This window comes from Ruegeria sp. CG3, assembly GCF_056537205.1.
In genome coordinates, this window is sequence record NZ_JBQFRC010000001.1 from 1,551,294 (window position 1) to 1,565,450 (window position 14,157).

Annotated in this window: 15 protein-coding genes; 3 read left to right on the forward strand and 12 right to left on the reverse strand. The window is 60.1% G+C overall.

The annotated features are described in order from the left end of the window. Window positions 1-17 precede the first annotated feature (17 nt). Both ACR0NB_RS07670 and ACR0NB_RS07675 read right to left on the reverse strand, forming a co-directional pair. The gene (locus ACR0NB_RS07670; protein ID WP_170341039.1) at window positions 18-710 is read right to left on the reverse strand and encodes an HAD family hydrolase; all 693 of its coding nucleotides are present in this window, start codon (window positions 708-710) and stop codon (window positions 18-20) included. Between the two features lie 26 nt (window positions 711-736). Further along, window positions 737-1,021 carry a DUF3572 domain-containing protein gene (locus ACR0NB_RS07675; RefSeq protein WP_093964931.1) on the reverse strand — a complete coding sequence of 95 codons (285 nt, stop codon included), beginning with the start codon at window positions 1,019-1,021 and terminating at the stop codon, window positions 737-739. 88 nt (window positions 1,022-1,109) lie between these two features. Here ACR0NB_RS07675 and ACR0NB_RS07680 point away from each other — a divergent pair, with 88 nt between their 5' ends. Next, entirely contained in the window at window positions 1,110-2,510 is a 1,401-nt protein-coding gene (locus ACR0NB_RS07680; RefSeq protein ID WP_480775332.1) for a diguanylate cyclase, read from the forward strand. 5 nt (window positions 2,511-2,515) lie between these two features. On the opposite strand, the gene ACR0NB_RS07685 is transcribed toward ACR0NB_RS07680, so the two are convergent. The 4 genes from ACR0NB_RS07685 to ACR0NB_RS07700 are packed head-to-tail and all read right to left on the reverse strand — an operon-like array spanning window position 2,516 to window position 4,417. Then, window positions 2,516-2,986 carry a periplasmic heavy metal sensor gene (locus tag ACR0NB_RS07685; protein WP_170341035.1) on the reverse strand — a complete coding sequence of 157 codons (471 nt, stop codon included), beginning with the start codon at window positions 2,984-2,986 and terminating at the stop codon, window positions 2,516-2,518. Beyond that, window positions 2,983-3,336: a hypothetical protein gene (locus tag ACR0NB_RS07690; RefSeq protein WP_480775333.1), complete on the reverse strand. Its 354-nt coding sequence runs from the start codon at window positions 3,334-3,336 to the stop codon at window positions 2,983-2,985. The genes ACR0NB_RS07685 and ACR0NB_RS07690 overlap by 4 nt, the downstream gene beginning before the upstream one ends. Further along, window positions 3,329-3,943, reverse strand: coding sequence for an RNA polymerase sigma factor (locus ACR0NB_RS07695; protein ID WP_480775334.1), 615 nt, complete (start codon window positions 3,941-3,943; stop codon window positions 3,329-3,331). Before ACR0NB_RS07695 ends, ACR0NB_RS07690 begins: the two co-directional genes overlap by 8 nt. Before the next feature lie 6 nt (window positions 3,944-3,949). After that, window positions 3,950-4,417 (reverse strand): EF-hand domain-containing protein, encoded by a 468-nt coding sequence (locus ACR0NB_RS07700; RefSeq protein WP_170340413.1) that lies wholly within the window; start codon window positions 4,415-4,417, stop codon window positions 3,950-3,952. A gap of 218 nt (window positions 4,418-4,635) precedes the next feature. Between ACR0NB_RS07700 and ACR0NB_RS07705 the strand changes: the two genes are divergently transcribed. Both ACR0NB_RS07705 and ACR0NB_RS07710 read left to right on the forward strand, forming a co-directional pair. Beyond that, window positions 4,636-5,034, forward strand: a complete 399-nt coding sequence (locus tag ACR0NB_RS07705; RefSeq protein ID WP_170341030.1) for a DUF983 domain-containing protein — start codon at window positions 4,636-4,638, stop codon at window positions 5,032-5,034. 24 nt (window positions 5,035-5,058) lie between these two features. After that, on the forward strand, window positions 5,059-5,760 hold the full coding sequence (locus ACR0NB_RS07710) for an NUDIX hydrolase (protein ID WP_170341028.1): 702 nt from the start codon (window positions 5,059-5,061) through the stop codon (window positions 5,758-5,760). 6 nt (window positions 5,761-5,766) lie between these two features. Here the strand turns inward: ACR0NB_RS07710 and ACR0NB_RS07715 are convergent, their stop codons facing one another. The 6 genes from ACR0NB_RS07715 to nuoL are packed head-to-tail and all read right to left on the reverse strand — an operon-like array spanning window position 5,767 to window position 14,151. Continuing rightward, window positions 5,767-7,434 (reverse strand): ribonuclease J, encoded by a 1,668-nt coding sequence (locus ACR0NB_RS07715; protein ID WP_480775335.1) that lies wholly within the window; start codon window positions 7,432-7,434, stop codon window positions 5,767-5,769. Beyond that, on the reverse strand, window positions 7,431-8,210 hold the full coding sequence (locus ACR0NB_RS07720) for a type III pantothenate kinase (protein WP_170434744.1): 780 nt from the start codon (window positions 8,208-8,210) through the stop codon (window positions 7,431-7,433). The genes ACR0NB_RS07715 and ACR0NB_RS07720 overlap by 4 nt, the downstream gene beginning before the upstream one ends. An 11-nt stretch (window positions 8,211-8,221) precedes the next feature. Beyond that, window positions 8,222-8,971 carry a biotin--[acetyl-CoA-carboxylase] ligase gene (locus tag ACR0NB_RS07725; RefSeq protein WP_170434742.1) on the reverse strand — a complete coding sequence of 250 codons (750 nt, stop codon included), beginning with the start codon at window positions 8,969-8,971 and terminating at the stop codon, window positions 8,222-8,224. 54 nt (window positions 8,972-9,025) lie between these two features. Beyond that, the gene (gene nuoN, locus ACR0NB_RS07730) at window positions 9,026-10,468 is read right to left on the reverse strand and encodes an NADH-quinone oxidoreductase subunit NuoN (protein WP_093964920.1); all 1,443 of its coding nucleotides are present in this window, start codon (window positions 10,466-10,468) and stop codon (window positions 9,026-9,028) included. A gap of 15 nt (window positions 10,469-10,483) precedes the next feature. Beyond that, on the reverse strand, window positions 10,484-12,025 hold the full coding sequence (locus ACR0NB_RS07735) for an NADH-quinone oxidoreductase subunit M (protein ID WP_170340407.1): 1,542 nt from the start codon (window positions 12,023-12,025) through the stop codon (window positions 10,484-10,486). Next, window positions 12,025-14,151: an NADH-quinone oxidoreductase subunit L gene (nuoL, locus tag ACR0NB_RS07740; RefSeq protein ID WP_480775336.1), complete on the reverse strand. Its 2,127-nt coding sequence runs from the start codon at window positions 14,149-14,151 to the stop codon at window positions 12,025-12,027. Before nuoL ends, ACR0NB_RS07735 begins: the two co-directional genes overlap by 1 nt. Window positions 14,152-14,157 lie beyond the last annotated feature (6 nt).

Here is a 14,157-nt window from a genome sequence, read left to right on the forward strand (position 1 = left end):
TTTTCAGGCAAGGCGCTTTAACGAAGGTTCAGCCAGCCGGGGATGTGGCTGATATCGGGAAGAACGACATCAGCCATCGGTGCAAGATCCTCAACCTTTGCCAATCCAGTCAGAACACCGATCGTGGTCATGCCGGCGGCGCGACCGGCCTCCAGATCGTGCAGACTGTCGCCGACCATGGCGATCCGGTCCGGTGGGACGCCAACATGTTGGGCAAAAGCCAACAACTGGCCGGGCCCAGGCTTGAACCCGTGGCCACTGTCATACCCCGCAATGAAATCGAAATAGGTCTCGATTCCGACCGAGGCCAGGTGCCGTTTCGCCGGCATCTCGCCGTCATTGGTCGCAACACCCAGCTTCTTGCCGGCGTCTTTCAGGGATTGCAGAAAAGGTGCAAGCGCAACGGCCTCGACCTGAGGCGCATGGGCAGAAGCCGCATTCAAGGTCTGAACCAGATCCTCGCGGGACCAGCCGTCAAGGTCTGGGAACAAGGCGTCTGCGACCTCGTCGACGGTGCCAGCGATCACGATACTGTCCTCGGAATAGGTCTCTGTCGCGAAGTCAAAGCCAATGCTCTTTCCAAGCAGGGACGCACGCGCATTGTCGCCCTCGCTCAGACGCAGCAGCACCGCCTTGCCGAACGCCCCCCACGTGGCGGCGAAATCAAACAGGGTTCCGTCCTTGTCAAAAACCAGCGCATCAATCGACATGCATTCTTGCTCCTGCGCGGACCCGTTCAGGTCCAATGAACATCCGCGCCGCCTGACAGGACGCTTCGGGCCTGGGCCGGTTGATCGTAGGGGACAGCGTTTGCGTCACAAAAGGCCAACACCCACGAATCGTCAAGCATCAGAAATTCCAGCACCGAAGCAAGAAACTCGGGCTCTGTGGCGCGGTCCCTCAGGTCATCCGTCGAGGCGCCGGTCGAACCAAGGAAAACAGGCAACAATTCATCGTTCCCAACAAGCCACCCAAGCGCTTTCAAGGCCAGAGTTTCGGCGAATTCGGCAGAGATCGGCATGATCAGGCCCCGGTTCGAAGATTTGGAAAGGGTTTGTTAACCAGACTCATAAACACTTTGGCAAGGCATGCAATCTACGGTGAAAACAATGTCCGTGCAGGGAACCATCCTTGTCCTCGACGGGGTCTCGACCAATCGCATCATGCTGAAGGTGCAGCTGACGGCGGCGTGGTATCATGTCGTGCAGGGCGAGAAGCTGGCTGGTCTTGGGGCGTTGCTGCGGCGGACCCGGCCGGATCTGGTGCTGACGGCCCAGACACTACCCGACGGAGACGCGGGCGACGTCAAAAGACTGATGCTGTCCGTTCCGGCCCTGCAGGATGTCCCTGTGGTCGCGATTGCGCCTCGGAACGACCGGACCGCCCGGCTGCGGAACCTGTCCGAGGGGCTGGATGACGTTCTGGCCTATCCGTTCAAAGATACGCTGTTGCTGGCGCGTGTGCGAAGCCTGCTGCGCGCCCGTGCGGAAACTCAGGATCTGAAGAACAGTGGCAACCCTCAATCCGTGGGGTTTGCCGAGGCCCCCGCTGCAATGATCACGCCCGCGCGGCATGGTCAGATCGCCGTCTTGGCCCACACCGCACGTACTCGCACGCTGTGGCACAAGGCCCTGAACGGACGAACGCAGCATTCGGTGTGCAGCCATACCCTGCCCAACCTCAGCGGAGTCTTGTCCGGCACCATACCTGACGCGATTGTTGTCGAATTGAACAGCGATCCATCCGGCCTGAACATGTTGGCCGACCTCAAATCCCGCACCGGCACTCGGCGGACCGCTCTGATCGGAATCATTCCCGATGACAACGCCACTCTTGCCGCCGAGGCCCTGGATCGCGGCGCCGATGCGATTTGCCTCGGAGGGTTCTGCCCTGACGAAGTATCGCTTCGGGTCGAGGCGTTGATTGCACGCAAGGCGCATGACGAGCAAATGCGCGACTCGTTGCGCCGTGGGCTTGAGGAATCGTGGATCGACACGCTGACGGGCCTGAACAACCGTCGTTTCGCACAGACCGCGATGGACCAATTGCTGCACAGTTCGGTGCACAAACAGCGGGGTTTTGCGATCATGCTGGCCGACCTGGACCACTTCAAATCCATCAATGACCGTTACGGCCACAGTGCCGGTGACAGGGTTTTGGTCGAGGCCGGAAAACGGATGAAGCGCGCTTTCGGACCTGACGGCTTCCTCGCCCGCATCGGAGGAGAGGAATTCCTGTTCGGACTGCCAAACGCGACCCGCGAAAAGGCGCTCAGGAAGGCGGCCGATATCTGCAGCGGCGTCAGCAGCGTACCGGTCGTCCTGCCGGACATTCCTGCCCGCCTTCCGGTGACGGTCAGCATCGGGCTGAAGGTGTGCGAGCCACCCTTCTCCCCACCTCCGGACGGCTCACTGTCGGCCGAAAGCCTGATCAAATGCGCGGACAAGGCGCTTTATGCGGCCAAACAGGCCGGCCGGAACCAAGTGTGGATGAAACAGAACGCGGCCTAAGCAGGTCAGTCCTTGCGTTTCTTGGGATCCGGGCGCCGCTTCAACACGTCTTCCAAGCGGTCGGCATAAGCTTTTCGTTCTTCGTCGGACATGGCCGAAACCCGAGCCAGCCATTGCTCTTGCAGAGCCGCCTGGATTTCGTCATTCGCCCTTGCTTGTTCTTCCAGCAGGTTCTGGACTTCATCGCGGTCGAACGGAATGGCCCGCAGCGCTTTGCCAAGCGCCTTGAAATCACGAGACCTTTTCTCGGCCCCGCGCCGATGCTTGTCGGCCAGATCGCCTCTCAACGCCTTGCGTTCCGGATCAGGAAGAGCGCGGTACAGGGCAGGCCCAAATCCGGGAGGAACATCGTCCCGCACACCGTGAAACCGCAGCGCAGTCCCGATGATCACCCCGGCGACCAGCAGGTTCAGGCCAAGGGATACCACCAATAGCACAGGCACCCAGCGCCTTGGGGGTTTAACGTCTTCATTCATTCCGCTTCCTCCAGAAACGCGGCCTCGAGACCGAGATTGGCGACCATGTAGGATGCATCCTGGGTCATTATGTAATTTGCCGGGTCCGGAAGAAAGGACGGCGCGGCAAAGCCGACCCATGCGCCAACCACGCTGGCCGCCGCAAGCCCACTGAGCGCCTGCCAGCCCCCGAGACCGGCAACAAGATTGCCCAGAAACACTTGTGACTTGGGTTTCGCTGTTTTTGTCGCCGCAAGCCGGATGGCCTCGGCATCCGTCAGGATACGAACGGCCAAATCGTCGGGCAGATCAACATGCGCCTGCCGTGCCTCGGCAAACAAGAGATCCAGTTCTGTATCTTGGTCAGACATGGTCATACCCCAACTCTTCCTGACGGCCTGACAGTATGGCCGTCAACGACCGCTTTCCGCGGGCAACAAGACTTTCTACCGCTTCTACGGAAATCCTCATGATTCCCGCGATTTCCGGATTGGACAACTCCTCGATATGCCTGAGAATGACAGCTTCGCGCTGCCGTTCCGGCAATTGTGCCAAGGCCGCTTGCAACGCATCCACGCGGGCGTTTTGCTGCATTCGGTCCACGACACTGGGCTGGTCGTCCTCAGGCTCTGGCACATCGTCCAATGTGCCTGCCGTTTTCTTCCGCCGCAGATCGACACACAGGTTCAAGACCACGCGGTACAACCAGGTCGAGATCTTGGCCTGCCCCGGAACCCAGTCCGCCGCCACTTTCCACAGCCGAAGCATCGCTTCCTGGGTTACGTCTTCGGCCTCTGCCGTGTTGTTCAACATGCGCAGAGCAACCGAATAGCACCGCGGCCCCAACCGATCGGTCAACAGGCGTGCTGCCTGGGCGTCGCCTTCGGCAAACCGCTTCAGCAACACGTCGTCGCTGCAGGCATCCGCGGCGACCGTGTCGCCGCGGACAGTATGCGCAGAGGACGGCACGTCCTTCATCCTGCGTCAGTTGTTGTCTGGGTCCGGGCGGCCACCCTTCTTGTGGTGCCGACCCATTCCATCCCGTGCATTGGCGAACTCCTGCTCGGACAGAGATCCGTTTCCATCCGCATCAAGGCGGTCAAACATCTTGTCAGCCCGGCGCGGTTTCGGCAACTCGTCCGCAGTCAGAAAGCCGTCTTTGTCTGCATCATGACGCTCGAACATGTCGGAAACGCGGTCGTTTGCCTTCTTCTGGGCCTCGGCTTGCATTTCTTCGACGCTGATCTTTCCGTCACCGTCGGTATCGGCCGAGGTGAACTTCTGCAGGCGATGGGCCTCCATCTCGGCCTTGGTCACCTGGCCGTCCCCGTTGGCATCCAGCTCCTGAAAGCTGACCGGTTCACGGTCGCGAGGTCCTTTGGCCAGCGCAGCCGTCCCGGTGACGGCAACTGCAGACAGAATGATGGCCGAGATAAATTTTGCGCTCTTCATTGCTCGTTTCCTTTGTTGTCGCGGCCCTGTGCCGCTGCTTACATTCATTCAAACGCAGCCCGGCAAAGTTTCCGTCGCTGTCCGCGAATTTTTTTCCGGCATTGAAACCTGCATTTTCGGGCAATATTTTCGAGAGGGTCGGTGCAAAGCGACGCACCCCCCTTTTCTGCGGGATGAAACAAGCGCAATATCCCCGAAATCCGAGCGCGAGTATCAAGATGACAGATCAAACCATCGACACCCTCTCTCAGGAGGAACGCCCCACGTGGCCCGCCATCGTGAAAGGGTTCCGGTGCAAATGCCCCAATTGCGGCAAAGGCAAGCTGTTGCACAGCTACCTGAAGGTGAATGATACCTGCGCAGACTGCGGTCAGGAATTGTTTCACCACAGGGCAGATGACGGGCCGGCCTACTTGACCATTCTGCTGGTCGGACACCTTTTGGCTCCGGCGCTGCATGTCACTTACGTCGGCCTGCGCCCGTCTCCGTGGGCCATGGCAATCGGCTTTTCGATAGCTTGCGTTGCACTGTCGCTGTTCCTTCTTCCCAGGCTCAAAGGAGCGGTCGTCGGCTTTCAATGGGCCCGGAAGATGCACGGGTTCGACGACGGCAAGTGACCCGTCAATGCAGCTGAGCTTCTCATGACCGTGGACAAATCCGCAATTCGCGATGCCGCGACGATCATCGTTTTGCGCGACCGTTTTCGAAGCCCGTCGATTCTGATGGGCCAACGTGGTGCCGCGGCGGCCTTCATGCCGAACAAGTTCGTGTTTCCGGGGGGTGCCGTGGATGCTGAGGACGCGCAAGTTCCGCTGGCCACTCCGGTACCCGAGATTTGCCAACAAAGGCTGAGCGATCAGGCTCCTGCCGGACTGCATGTGCCACTGGCGGCAGCGGCAATTCGCGAGTTGTGGGAGGAGACCGGCTTTATCCTCGGTGTCCGCGACACCTGGCCGGGTCCGGTTCCACAAGCCTGGACCGGCTTCGCGGAAAGAGGCTACATTCCGTCGGCCGAAGCGCTGCAGTTCGTGTTCCGCGCGGTTACCCCGCCCGGACGCCCACGCCGGTTCGACGCCCGATTTTTTCTTTTGGACGCAGATGCCATCGCCGGTGATCTGGACGATTTCAGCCAGGCCTCGGATGAACTGTCACATCTACAGTGGATTCCGCTGGAACAGGCGCGGGAGTTCGACTTGCCCTTCATCACCGAGGTTGTTCTGTCGGAAGTCGAGGCGCGCGTATCAGATACAACGCCCCCCGACTCCGTGCCGTTCTTTCTGAACAACGAAGAAGCCAGTCTGTTCCAGCGTCTCAAGGGCCACCCGATGCCCGAAACAGACTGAGCCGCCTTATTTCATTCGGCTTATTACAACTGTGACTTCGGGCTTTTTGCCGATTTCGATCTGTGCACTTTGTCGAACGATGCGACGCATGGCTTCTTCCAGCTTGTCATCGTCCCGCAGCGTTTTGACCTCAGCCCGCATCAGGAACTGGTTCAGGTCCTCTTCCAGCACCTCGATCAATCCGGCCCGCGACACGCCGGTTTCCGGCAGCCCCATGGTATCGCACCAAGGTTCGCCCAGTGGCTCATCGTCTTCGTCCAGGATGACAGTTACGGTCACGTGCCCGTTCAGAGCCATGCGGATACGGTCCCGCACCACACCGTCCAGCGCGCCAATCTTGACGGAACCGTCCAGGTAGGTCCGGCCGGTCTCGACATAATCCACGACCTCGGGCGCGTTCCCCGACAGATCCAGCATCGTGCCATTGACCGCCAGGACACCGGCACGACCTGCGGCCTCGGCCAGCTTGGCGTGTTCCCGCAGATGCCTGTGTTCACCGTGCATTGGAACGACGATCTGAGGATCGACCAAGGCATGCATCTGCTCAAGATCAGGGCGGTTGGCGTGGCCGGAAACGTGGTACAAGCCAGCGCTGTCATCGACCACGTCGACGCCTTTTTCGCTCAGTTGGTTCATGATGCGGATCACACCGCGTTCATTCCCCGGAATGGTCTTCGAGGAGAAAAGGAACAGGTCGCCATCCTTCAGCTCGATCCCCCGGTATTTGCCGCGCGCCAACTGCGCGCTGGCCGCGCGGCGCTCACCCTGGCTGCCGGTGACGATCAGCATCAGGTTCTGGCGGGGCAGATCCAAGGCTTCCTCAGCGCTGATCACGCGCGGAAAATCAGACAGGATACCGGTTTCAGTCGCAGCCTCGATCATGCGGCGCATGGCCCGGCCCAACAGAACCACCGAACGACCCGCCCGATGCCCGGCCTCGGCCAGCGTTTTGACCCGCGCGACATTCGACGCAAAGGTCGTTGCAACCACCATACCAGTCGCGTCCTCGACCAATTGGGTGATGGCCGGCCCAACCTCCGACTCCGAGCGACCGGGATGCGAGGAAAACACGTTGGTGCTGTCACAAACCAACGCCTTGACCCCAGACTTGGCCACTTCGGCCCAAAGATCGGGATCAAACGGTTCGCCCACAACCGGATTGGTGTCCAGTTTGAAATCACCGGTATGCACGACACGGCCAGCCGGCGTGTCGATCACCAGCGCCGCACTCTCGGGGATCGAATGCGAAACGGGCAGGAATCCGACCGTAAACGGACCTGCCTTGATCTGCTCGGGCCAGGCGGACACGGTGCGCACGGCTTCGGGCGGATGTCCGACATCTTCCATTTTGCGGCGGGCGATATTTGCGGTGAAAGCACGCGCGTAGACCGGCGCGCCAAGGGCCTCATGACAATGGGCCACGGCGCCGACGTGATCCTCGTGCGCATGGGTGACGAAGATCGCCTCAAGCCGATCCGCACGTTCCTTCAACCACGAAATGTCGGCGTAGATCAGATCGACGCCCGGCGTTGTATCCATGTCGGGAAAGGTCACGCCCAGATCGACCAGGATCAGACGTTCCTGACCGGGTTTGCCATAGCCGTAGACATAGGCGTTCATACCGATTTCGCCCGCGCCGCCGAGCGGCAAGTAGATCAGTCTTTCGCTGCTCATGCCGAGCCAGTATCCTTGTTGTAGCGATGGATCACGGTAAGCCCGTGCATCGTCAGATCGTCTTCAATTGCATCAAAGCCCACATCGGCCTGATCGAACAGCGGTGCAAGACCGCCCGTCCCTATGACCTTCATGGGCATTCCGTATTCCGCCTTGATCCTGTCGATCAAACCTTCGATGAGGCCGGAATACCCCCAATACACACCTGACTGGATACATCCAACCGTGTTTGTGCCGATGACTTTCTCGGGACGCGTCACGTCGATATGCGGCAGAGCTGCAGCGCCCTGGTGCAAGGCCTCGAGACTGAGGTTCACGCCGGGGGCGATCACTCCTCCGACATAGGCGCCATCAGCGGCGACCACATCGAAATTCGTGGCGGTCCCGAAATCCACCACCACGACATTCCCGCCGTGCCGATCAAAGGCACCGGCCGCATTCGCCAGACGGTCCGGACCGGGAATCGTCCCTTCATCAACGCGCGGCGCTAGCGGCAACTCGCAATCGGGCTTGCCCACCACCAACGGCCGGCATCCAAAGAACCGGTCGGCAAAGACGCGCAGGTTGAACACCACCCGCGGCACCGTCGAGGCAATGATGACGTCGGTGATGTCAGCCTCGATCCCGTAATGTTTCACCAGTGTCGAGTACCAGGTGAAATAGGCATCGGCCGTGCGGGCATGATGGGTCGAGGTGCGCAGCGTACACAGGAATTTCTCGCCATCCCAGATCGAGAAAACGGTGTTCGTGTTGCCGCAGTCAATGGCCAGAAGCATATGCGCCCCTTTCAGAAATAGACGTCTGCCGCCGGAATGCTGACGCGGCCCTTGGCGGTGTTTAGGACAAGGTTGCCGCCCGCGTCCACCGTTTCAAAGGTCCCGACGGTTTCCGAAGCACCTGTGCGCGCGGTAATCACCTCGCCCAGCTTCGCGGCCCGGGCCAGCCACGCTTTGCGGATCGGTTCAAACCCGTAGGTAACAAACTGGTTTTCGAGCTTCGCGTAGGCATCGGCGAGTTCAGTCAGAAAATCCTCGGCGGACACCTGAGCCCCGGTTTCCGACAACAACGAAACGGGCCGCAGAGCTCCCTGCTCAACTGTCTCAGGATCAGGCGCGTCTGCGAGGTTCACCCCGATGCCGATCGCAAGGTGGGATACGTCGCGCCCCTGCCCCGTGCTTTCCAACAGGATGCCGGCCAGTTTCCCGCCGTTCAACAACACGTCATTCGGCCATTTCAATGCGAACCCCTGTGCGCGACCGGTGACCGAAACACAGGCATCAAAAAGCGCCAGCGCGGCAACAAAGCTGCGAAGGGCTGCCTGCTCTGGATTGCCCTCGGGCCGCAGCAACAAGGTTGCTGCCAGGTTGCCCTGGGGGTTGGACCACGCCCGGCCGCGCCTGCCACGCGCGGCGGTTTGATGATGCGCCATGATCCAGACCGGACCTGTTGCAGTGGGTGCGATCCGCGCGGCCTCATTCAGGGTGCTGTCAACTTCCTGCAGGATATGCAGACCGTATCCTTGGGGCCAGGTGCTCATGCCAAAAAGGCCCGGCCTGATGGCCGAGCCCCTTTCCAGATTTTGTTGAAACGGTCAGTTGACAAGCGTCGTCGCCGCGGCTGCCGCTGCGCCCTCGATCCCGAACTGGTAGACCACACCGATCAACATCAATGCGGCCGACCCCATCAGAGCAACCCACAATACCGGGGTCGAGCGGGTTTCGATCGGATCTTCGTTTTCGTCGCCGAAATACATGTAGAAGACGATCCGCAGGTAGTAGAAGGCACCGATCACCGAGGCGATTGCCGATGCAATAACCAACCCAATCAGGTCAGCTTGCACACCGGCCTGCCAGACGCCGAACTTGGCGAAGAACCCCAGCATTGGCGGTACGCCGGCAAGGCTGAACATCAGGATCAGCACGGCCAGCGCCTTGCCCGGGTCCCGCTTGGAATACTGGCGCAGGGCGTCGATGTCTGTCACCGGCTTGCCGTCGCGCTCCATCATCAGGATGAAGGCGAAGGTGCCGATATTCATGGTCACATAGATCGCCAGATACATCAGCATCGCTTTGACACCCAATTCGGTGCCTGCGGCCAGACCGATCAGCGCGTACCCCATATGTGCAATTGACGAATAGGCCATCAGCCGTTTGATGTCGCGCTGCCCGATGGCAGCCACGGCCCCCAGCAACATCGACAGGACCGAAAGCAGCACGATCACCTGCTGCCAGTCCGCGATGGCACCGCCGAACGCATCATGCAGAACGCGCGCGAACAAGGCCATCGCTGCAACTTTGGGTGCGGTTGCAAAGAAAGCCGTCACCGGAGTGGGCGAGCCCTCGTAAACGTCCGGTGTCCACATGTGGAACGGAACCGCCGAAATCTTGAATGCCAAACCCGAGATCAGCAGAACAAGGCCAAACAGAAGCCCAACCGAGACATCGCCGTGATGCACCGTGTTGATGATGCCCGAGAACAGCGTCGTACCGGTGAACCCATAGACCAGAGATGCGCCGAACAGCAGCAATCCCGAACTGAGCGCACCCAGAACGAAATACTTCAGCCCTGCCTCGGTCGATTTGGCGCTGTCACGGCGCAGGGCCGCCACGACATACAGAGACAGCGACTGCAGCTCGAGACCCATATAGAGCGACATCAGATCGCCGGCGCTGACCATCATCATCATGCCGACCGCTGCCAAAGCCACCAGCAATGGATACTCGAAACGCAGCAGGTTCCGGCGCGCCATGTATTCCTGGCTCATAACCAGAACCGCTGCGGCAGATAGCAGAATTGCGACCTTTGCAAATCGGGCGAACCCGTCGTCGATGAACATGCCGTTGAACGCCACGTTGGTTCCCGAGCCGTTCGACGCGATCCAGAACGACAGCGCCGCCATCAGTCCGGCCGTCGTCCAGACCAGAACCGGAGCCAGCGCATCCTTGCTGGTGTAGACAGCTCCGATCAGCGCCGCCATCGCATAGATCGCCAGAATGATTTCCGGCAGAATTACAGTGAGATCAGCCTGGATCATGTCTCCAAAGCTCCCTTAGTGCGAGGCGACCTGGGTCGCGGCCTCGGCCGCGGCCAGAGCCGTGTCATAGTTCGAAATCAGCGCGGCGGTCGAATTGCCGATCACGTCGGTGACCAGCGACGGATAGACGCCCAGCAGGATGGTCATGACGATCAGCGGCGCAAAGATCAGACGCTCGCGTGTGCTCATGTCGGTGATCGACTTGAGGCTTTCCTTGATCAGGTCGCCAAAGACCACGCGGCGATACAACCAAAGCGCATAAGCCGCCGAGAAGATCACACCGCTGGCCGCCACTGCGGTCACCCAGGTGTTGACCTGGAAGGTGCCCATAAGCGTCAGGAATTCGCCGATGAACCCGCTGGTGCCCGGCAGGCCCACATTGGCCATGGTGAACAGCATGAACACCAACGCATAGGCCGGCATCCGGATCACCAGGCCGCCATAGGCCTCGATGTCGCGGGTGTGCATCCGGTCGTAGATCACGCCAACACAAAGGAACAGCGCGGCCGAGATGAACCCGTGGCTGAGCATCTGGAAAATCGCCCCGTCGATGCCCTGCTGGTTGGCGGCAAAGATGCCCATGGTCACAAAACCCATATGCGCGACCGAAGAATAGGCGATCAGCTTTTTCATGTCCTCCTGCACCAGCGCCACCAACGAGGTATAGACCACGGCGATTGCCGACAGCCACAGCACCAGATCGGTCATCACGGCCGACCCGACAGGGAACATGGGCAAGCTGAAACGCAGGAAACCATAGCCACCCATCTTCAGCAGAATTGCCGCCAGCACGACCGAGCCCGCCGTCGGTGCCTGAACGTGCGCGTCTGGCAACCAGGTGTGCACGGGCCACATCGGCATCTTCACCGCGAAGGACGCAAAGAACGCGAGGAACATCAGCGTCTGCATACCGCCGACAATGTGGACACCCAGCACGCTGAAGCTCTCGGACGAGAACTGGTGCGTCATGAGCGCGGCAATGTCCGTTGTGCCTGCATCCGCATACATCGCTACCATCGCCACCAGCATCAGAACCGAGCCGAGGAAGGTGTAGAGGAAGAACTTGAAGCTGGCGTAGATCCGGTCCTTGCCGCCCCAGATCCCGATGATCAGGAACATCGGGATCAGCCCGGCTTCGAAGAACAGGTAGAACAGCACCAGATCCAGCGCCATGAACACGCCGAGCATCAGCGTTTCCAGAAGCAGGAAGGCGATCATGTATTCCTTGACCCGGTCGGTCACGTTCCAGCTGGCCAAGATGGTCAGCGGCATGATGAAGGTGGTCAGCAGCACGAACAGAACGCTGATGCCATCCACGCCCATCTTGTACTTCAGGCCCAGCAGCCACTGACCCTCTTCCACCATCTGGAAGCCGGTGTTCGATGGGTCGAACTCGGTATAGATTCCGATCGAAACAAGGAAGGTCACTGTGGTCGCAACCAGCGCGATCCACTTGGCATTGCGCTGTGCGGCCACATCGTTCCCATGCAGGAACAGCGCCATCAGACCGGCGGAAATGGCCGGAATGAACGTTACAATGGATAGGATATTGTCCATCAGTTTGCGCCTCCGCCGATCGACATCCAGGTGACCAGGGCGGCGATCCCCAGAACCATCCAGAAGGCGTAAGTGAAGATGTAGCCCGTCTGCGCCTTGCCTGCGAGGCGGGTGAAGAAGGGAACGACGCCCATTGCTACTCCGTTCAGGAAACCGTCGATCGTCTTGCCGTCACCGCCCTTCCACAGGAACCGGCCAAGGGCCACAGTCGGTTTGACAAGGATCGCGTCGTAGATTTCGTCAAAGTACCACTTGTTCATGAGGAACAGGTACAGCGGACGCTGGTTCTCGGCCAAGCGGCCCGGCAGCGCCGGGTTCACGATGTAGAACAGGTAAGCCAGTCCAAAGCCCAGAACCATAGCGATGAACGGCGAGACCTTGACCCATTTCGGCGCCGCATGCGCGTCGTCCAGAACATGGTTGTCCGGCGCGATGTACAGCGCGCCCTCGCCGGGTTTGCCGACAAAGGCATAGTGGTGATCTCCGCCTTTGGCCTTGTCGTCGTGCGCAGCTTCTTCGCCATGGGATTCGGTGGCATGCGTGTCGTCGCCATGGTCATCGGCCTTGGCATGGTCACCGGCCTCGGCATGCGCCTCGGCAACCGGAATGCCATAGAACTTGCCCACCTGATCGGCGTGACCGAAGAAGTTGTTGTACCAGATCATGCCCGCGAACACGGCGCCCAGCGACAGAACACCCAGCGGCACCAGCATGACCATCGGGCTTTCATGCGCGTGCTCATGCGTGTGCTTGTCGCCCCGCTCCTCGCCAAAGAAGGTCAGGAAGATCAGGCGCCAGCTGTAGAACGAGGTCATCGCGGCCGCGATCACCAGCGCCCAGAACCCGAAGGCCGATCCGCCGGCATAGGCGCTTTCGATGATGGCATCCTTGGACAGGAAACCGGCAAAGCCGATCGTGGTCAGCGGGATACCGACACCGGTGATGGCCAGCGTGCCGATCATCATCGCCCAGAAGGTATAGGGGATCTTCTTGCGCAGGTTGCCATAGTTCATCATGTCCTGTTCGTGGTGCATGGCGTGGATCACCGAGCCCGCCCCCAGAAACAAGAGCGCCTTGAAGAAGGCATGCGTGAACAGGTGGAACATCGCCGCCGAATACATGCCCACGCCCGCGGCCACGAACATGTAGCCCAGCTGCGAACAGGTCGAATAGGCGATCACGCGCTTGATGTCTGTCTGGACCAAGCCCACGGTCGCGGCAAAGAAAGCGGTGGCAGCCCCCAGCACGGTGACGAACCCGGTTGCTCCTGGCGCGAACTCCATCAGCGGCGACATGCGGCAAACCAGGAACACACCGGCCGTCACCATGGTGGCCGCGTGGATCAGCGCCGACACGGGCGTCGGGCCCTCCATCGCGTCCGGCAACCAGGTGTGCAGGATCAGCTGCGCAGATTTACCCATCGCACCGATGAACAGCAACACGCAGATGACCTCGATCGCGGTCCATTCGCCCCACAGGAAGGTCAGTTGCGTTTCTGCCAGCTGGGGTGCAGCGGCAAAAATATCCGAGAAGTTGATGCTGTCGGTCAGGAAGAACAGCGCGAATATCCCCAGCGCAAAGCCGAAATCGCCCACACGGTTGACGATGAACGCTTTCATCGCCGCCGCATTGGCCGAAGGTTTGCGATAGTAAAACCCGATCAGCAGGTAGGATGCGACGCCCACGCCTTCCCAGCCGAAGAACATCTGCACCAGATTGTCGGCCGTCACCAGCATCAGCATGGCGAAGGTGAAGAAGGACAGATAGGCAAAGAAGCGCGGCTTGTAGCTTTCGCCCTCGCGCCACTGTGGATCGTGATCCATGTAGCCGAACGAATAAAGGTGCACGAGCGCCGAAACCGTGGTGACGACGATCAACATGATGGCGGTCAGCCGGTCCAGACGAATGGCCCACGAGGTCGACAGCGAGCCGCTCTCGATCCAGCGCATAATCTCGATCTGCTGGGTCTGTCCGTCAAAGCTGAAGAACACGATCCACGACAGCAGACAGGCTAGGAACAGCAGGCCCGTCGCCGTCCACAGCGCGGCCTTTTCGCCGATGAACTTCCAGCCAAAGCCGCAGATCAGCGCGCCCACGAGCGGGGCAAAGAGGATTGTGGTTTCCATGATCCC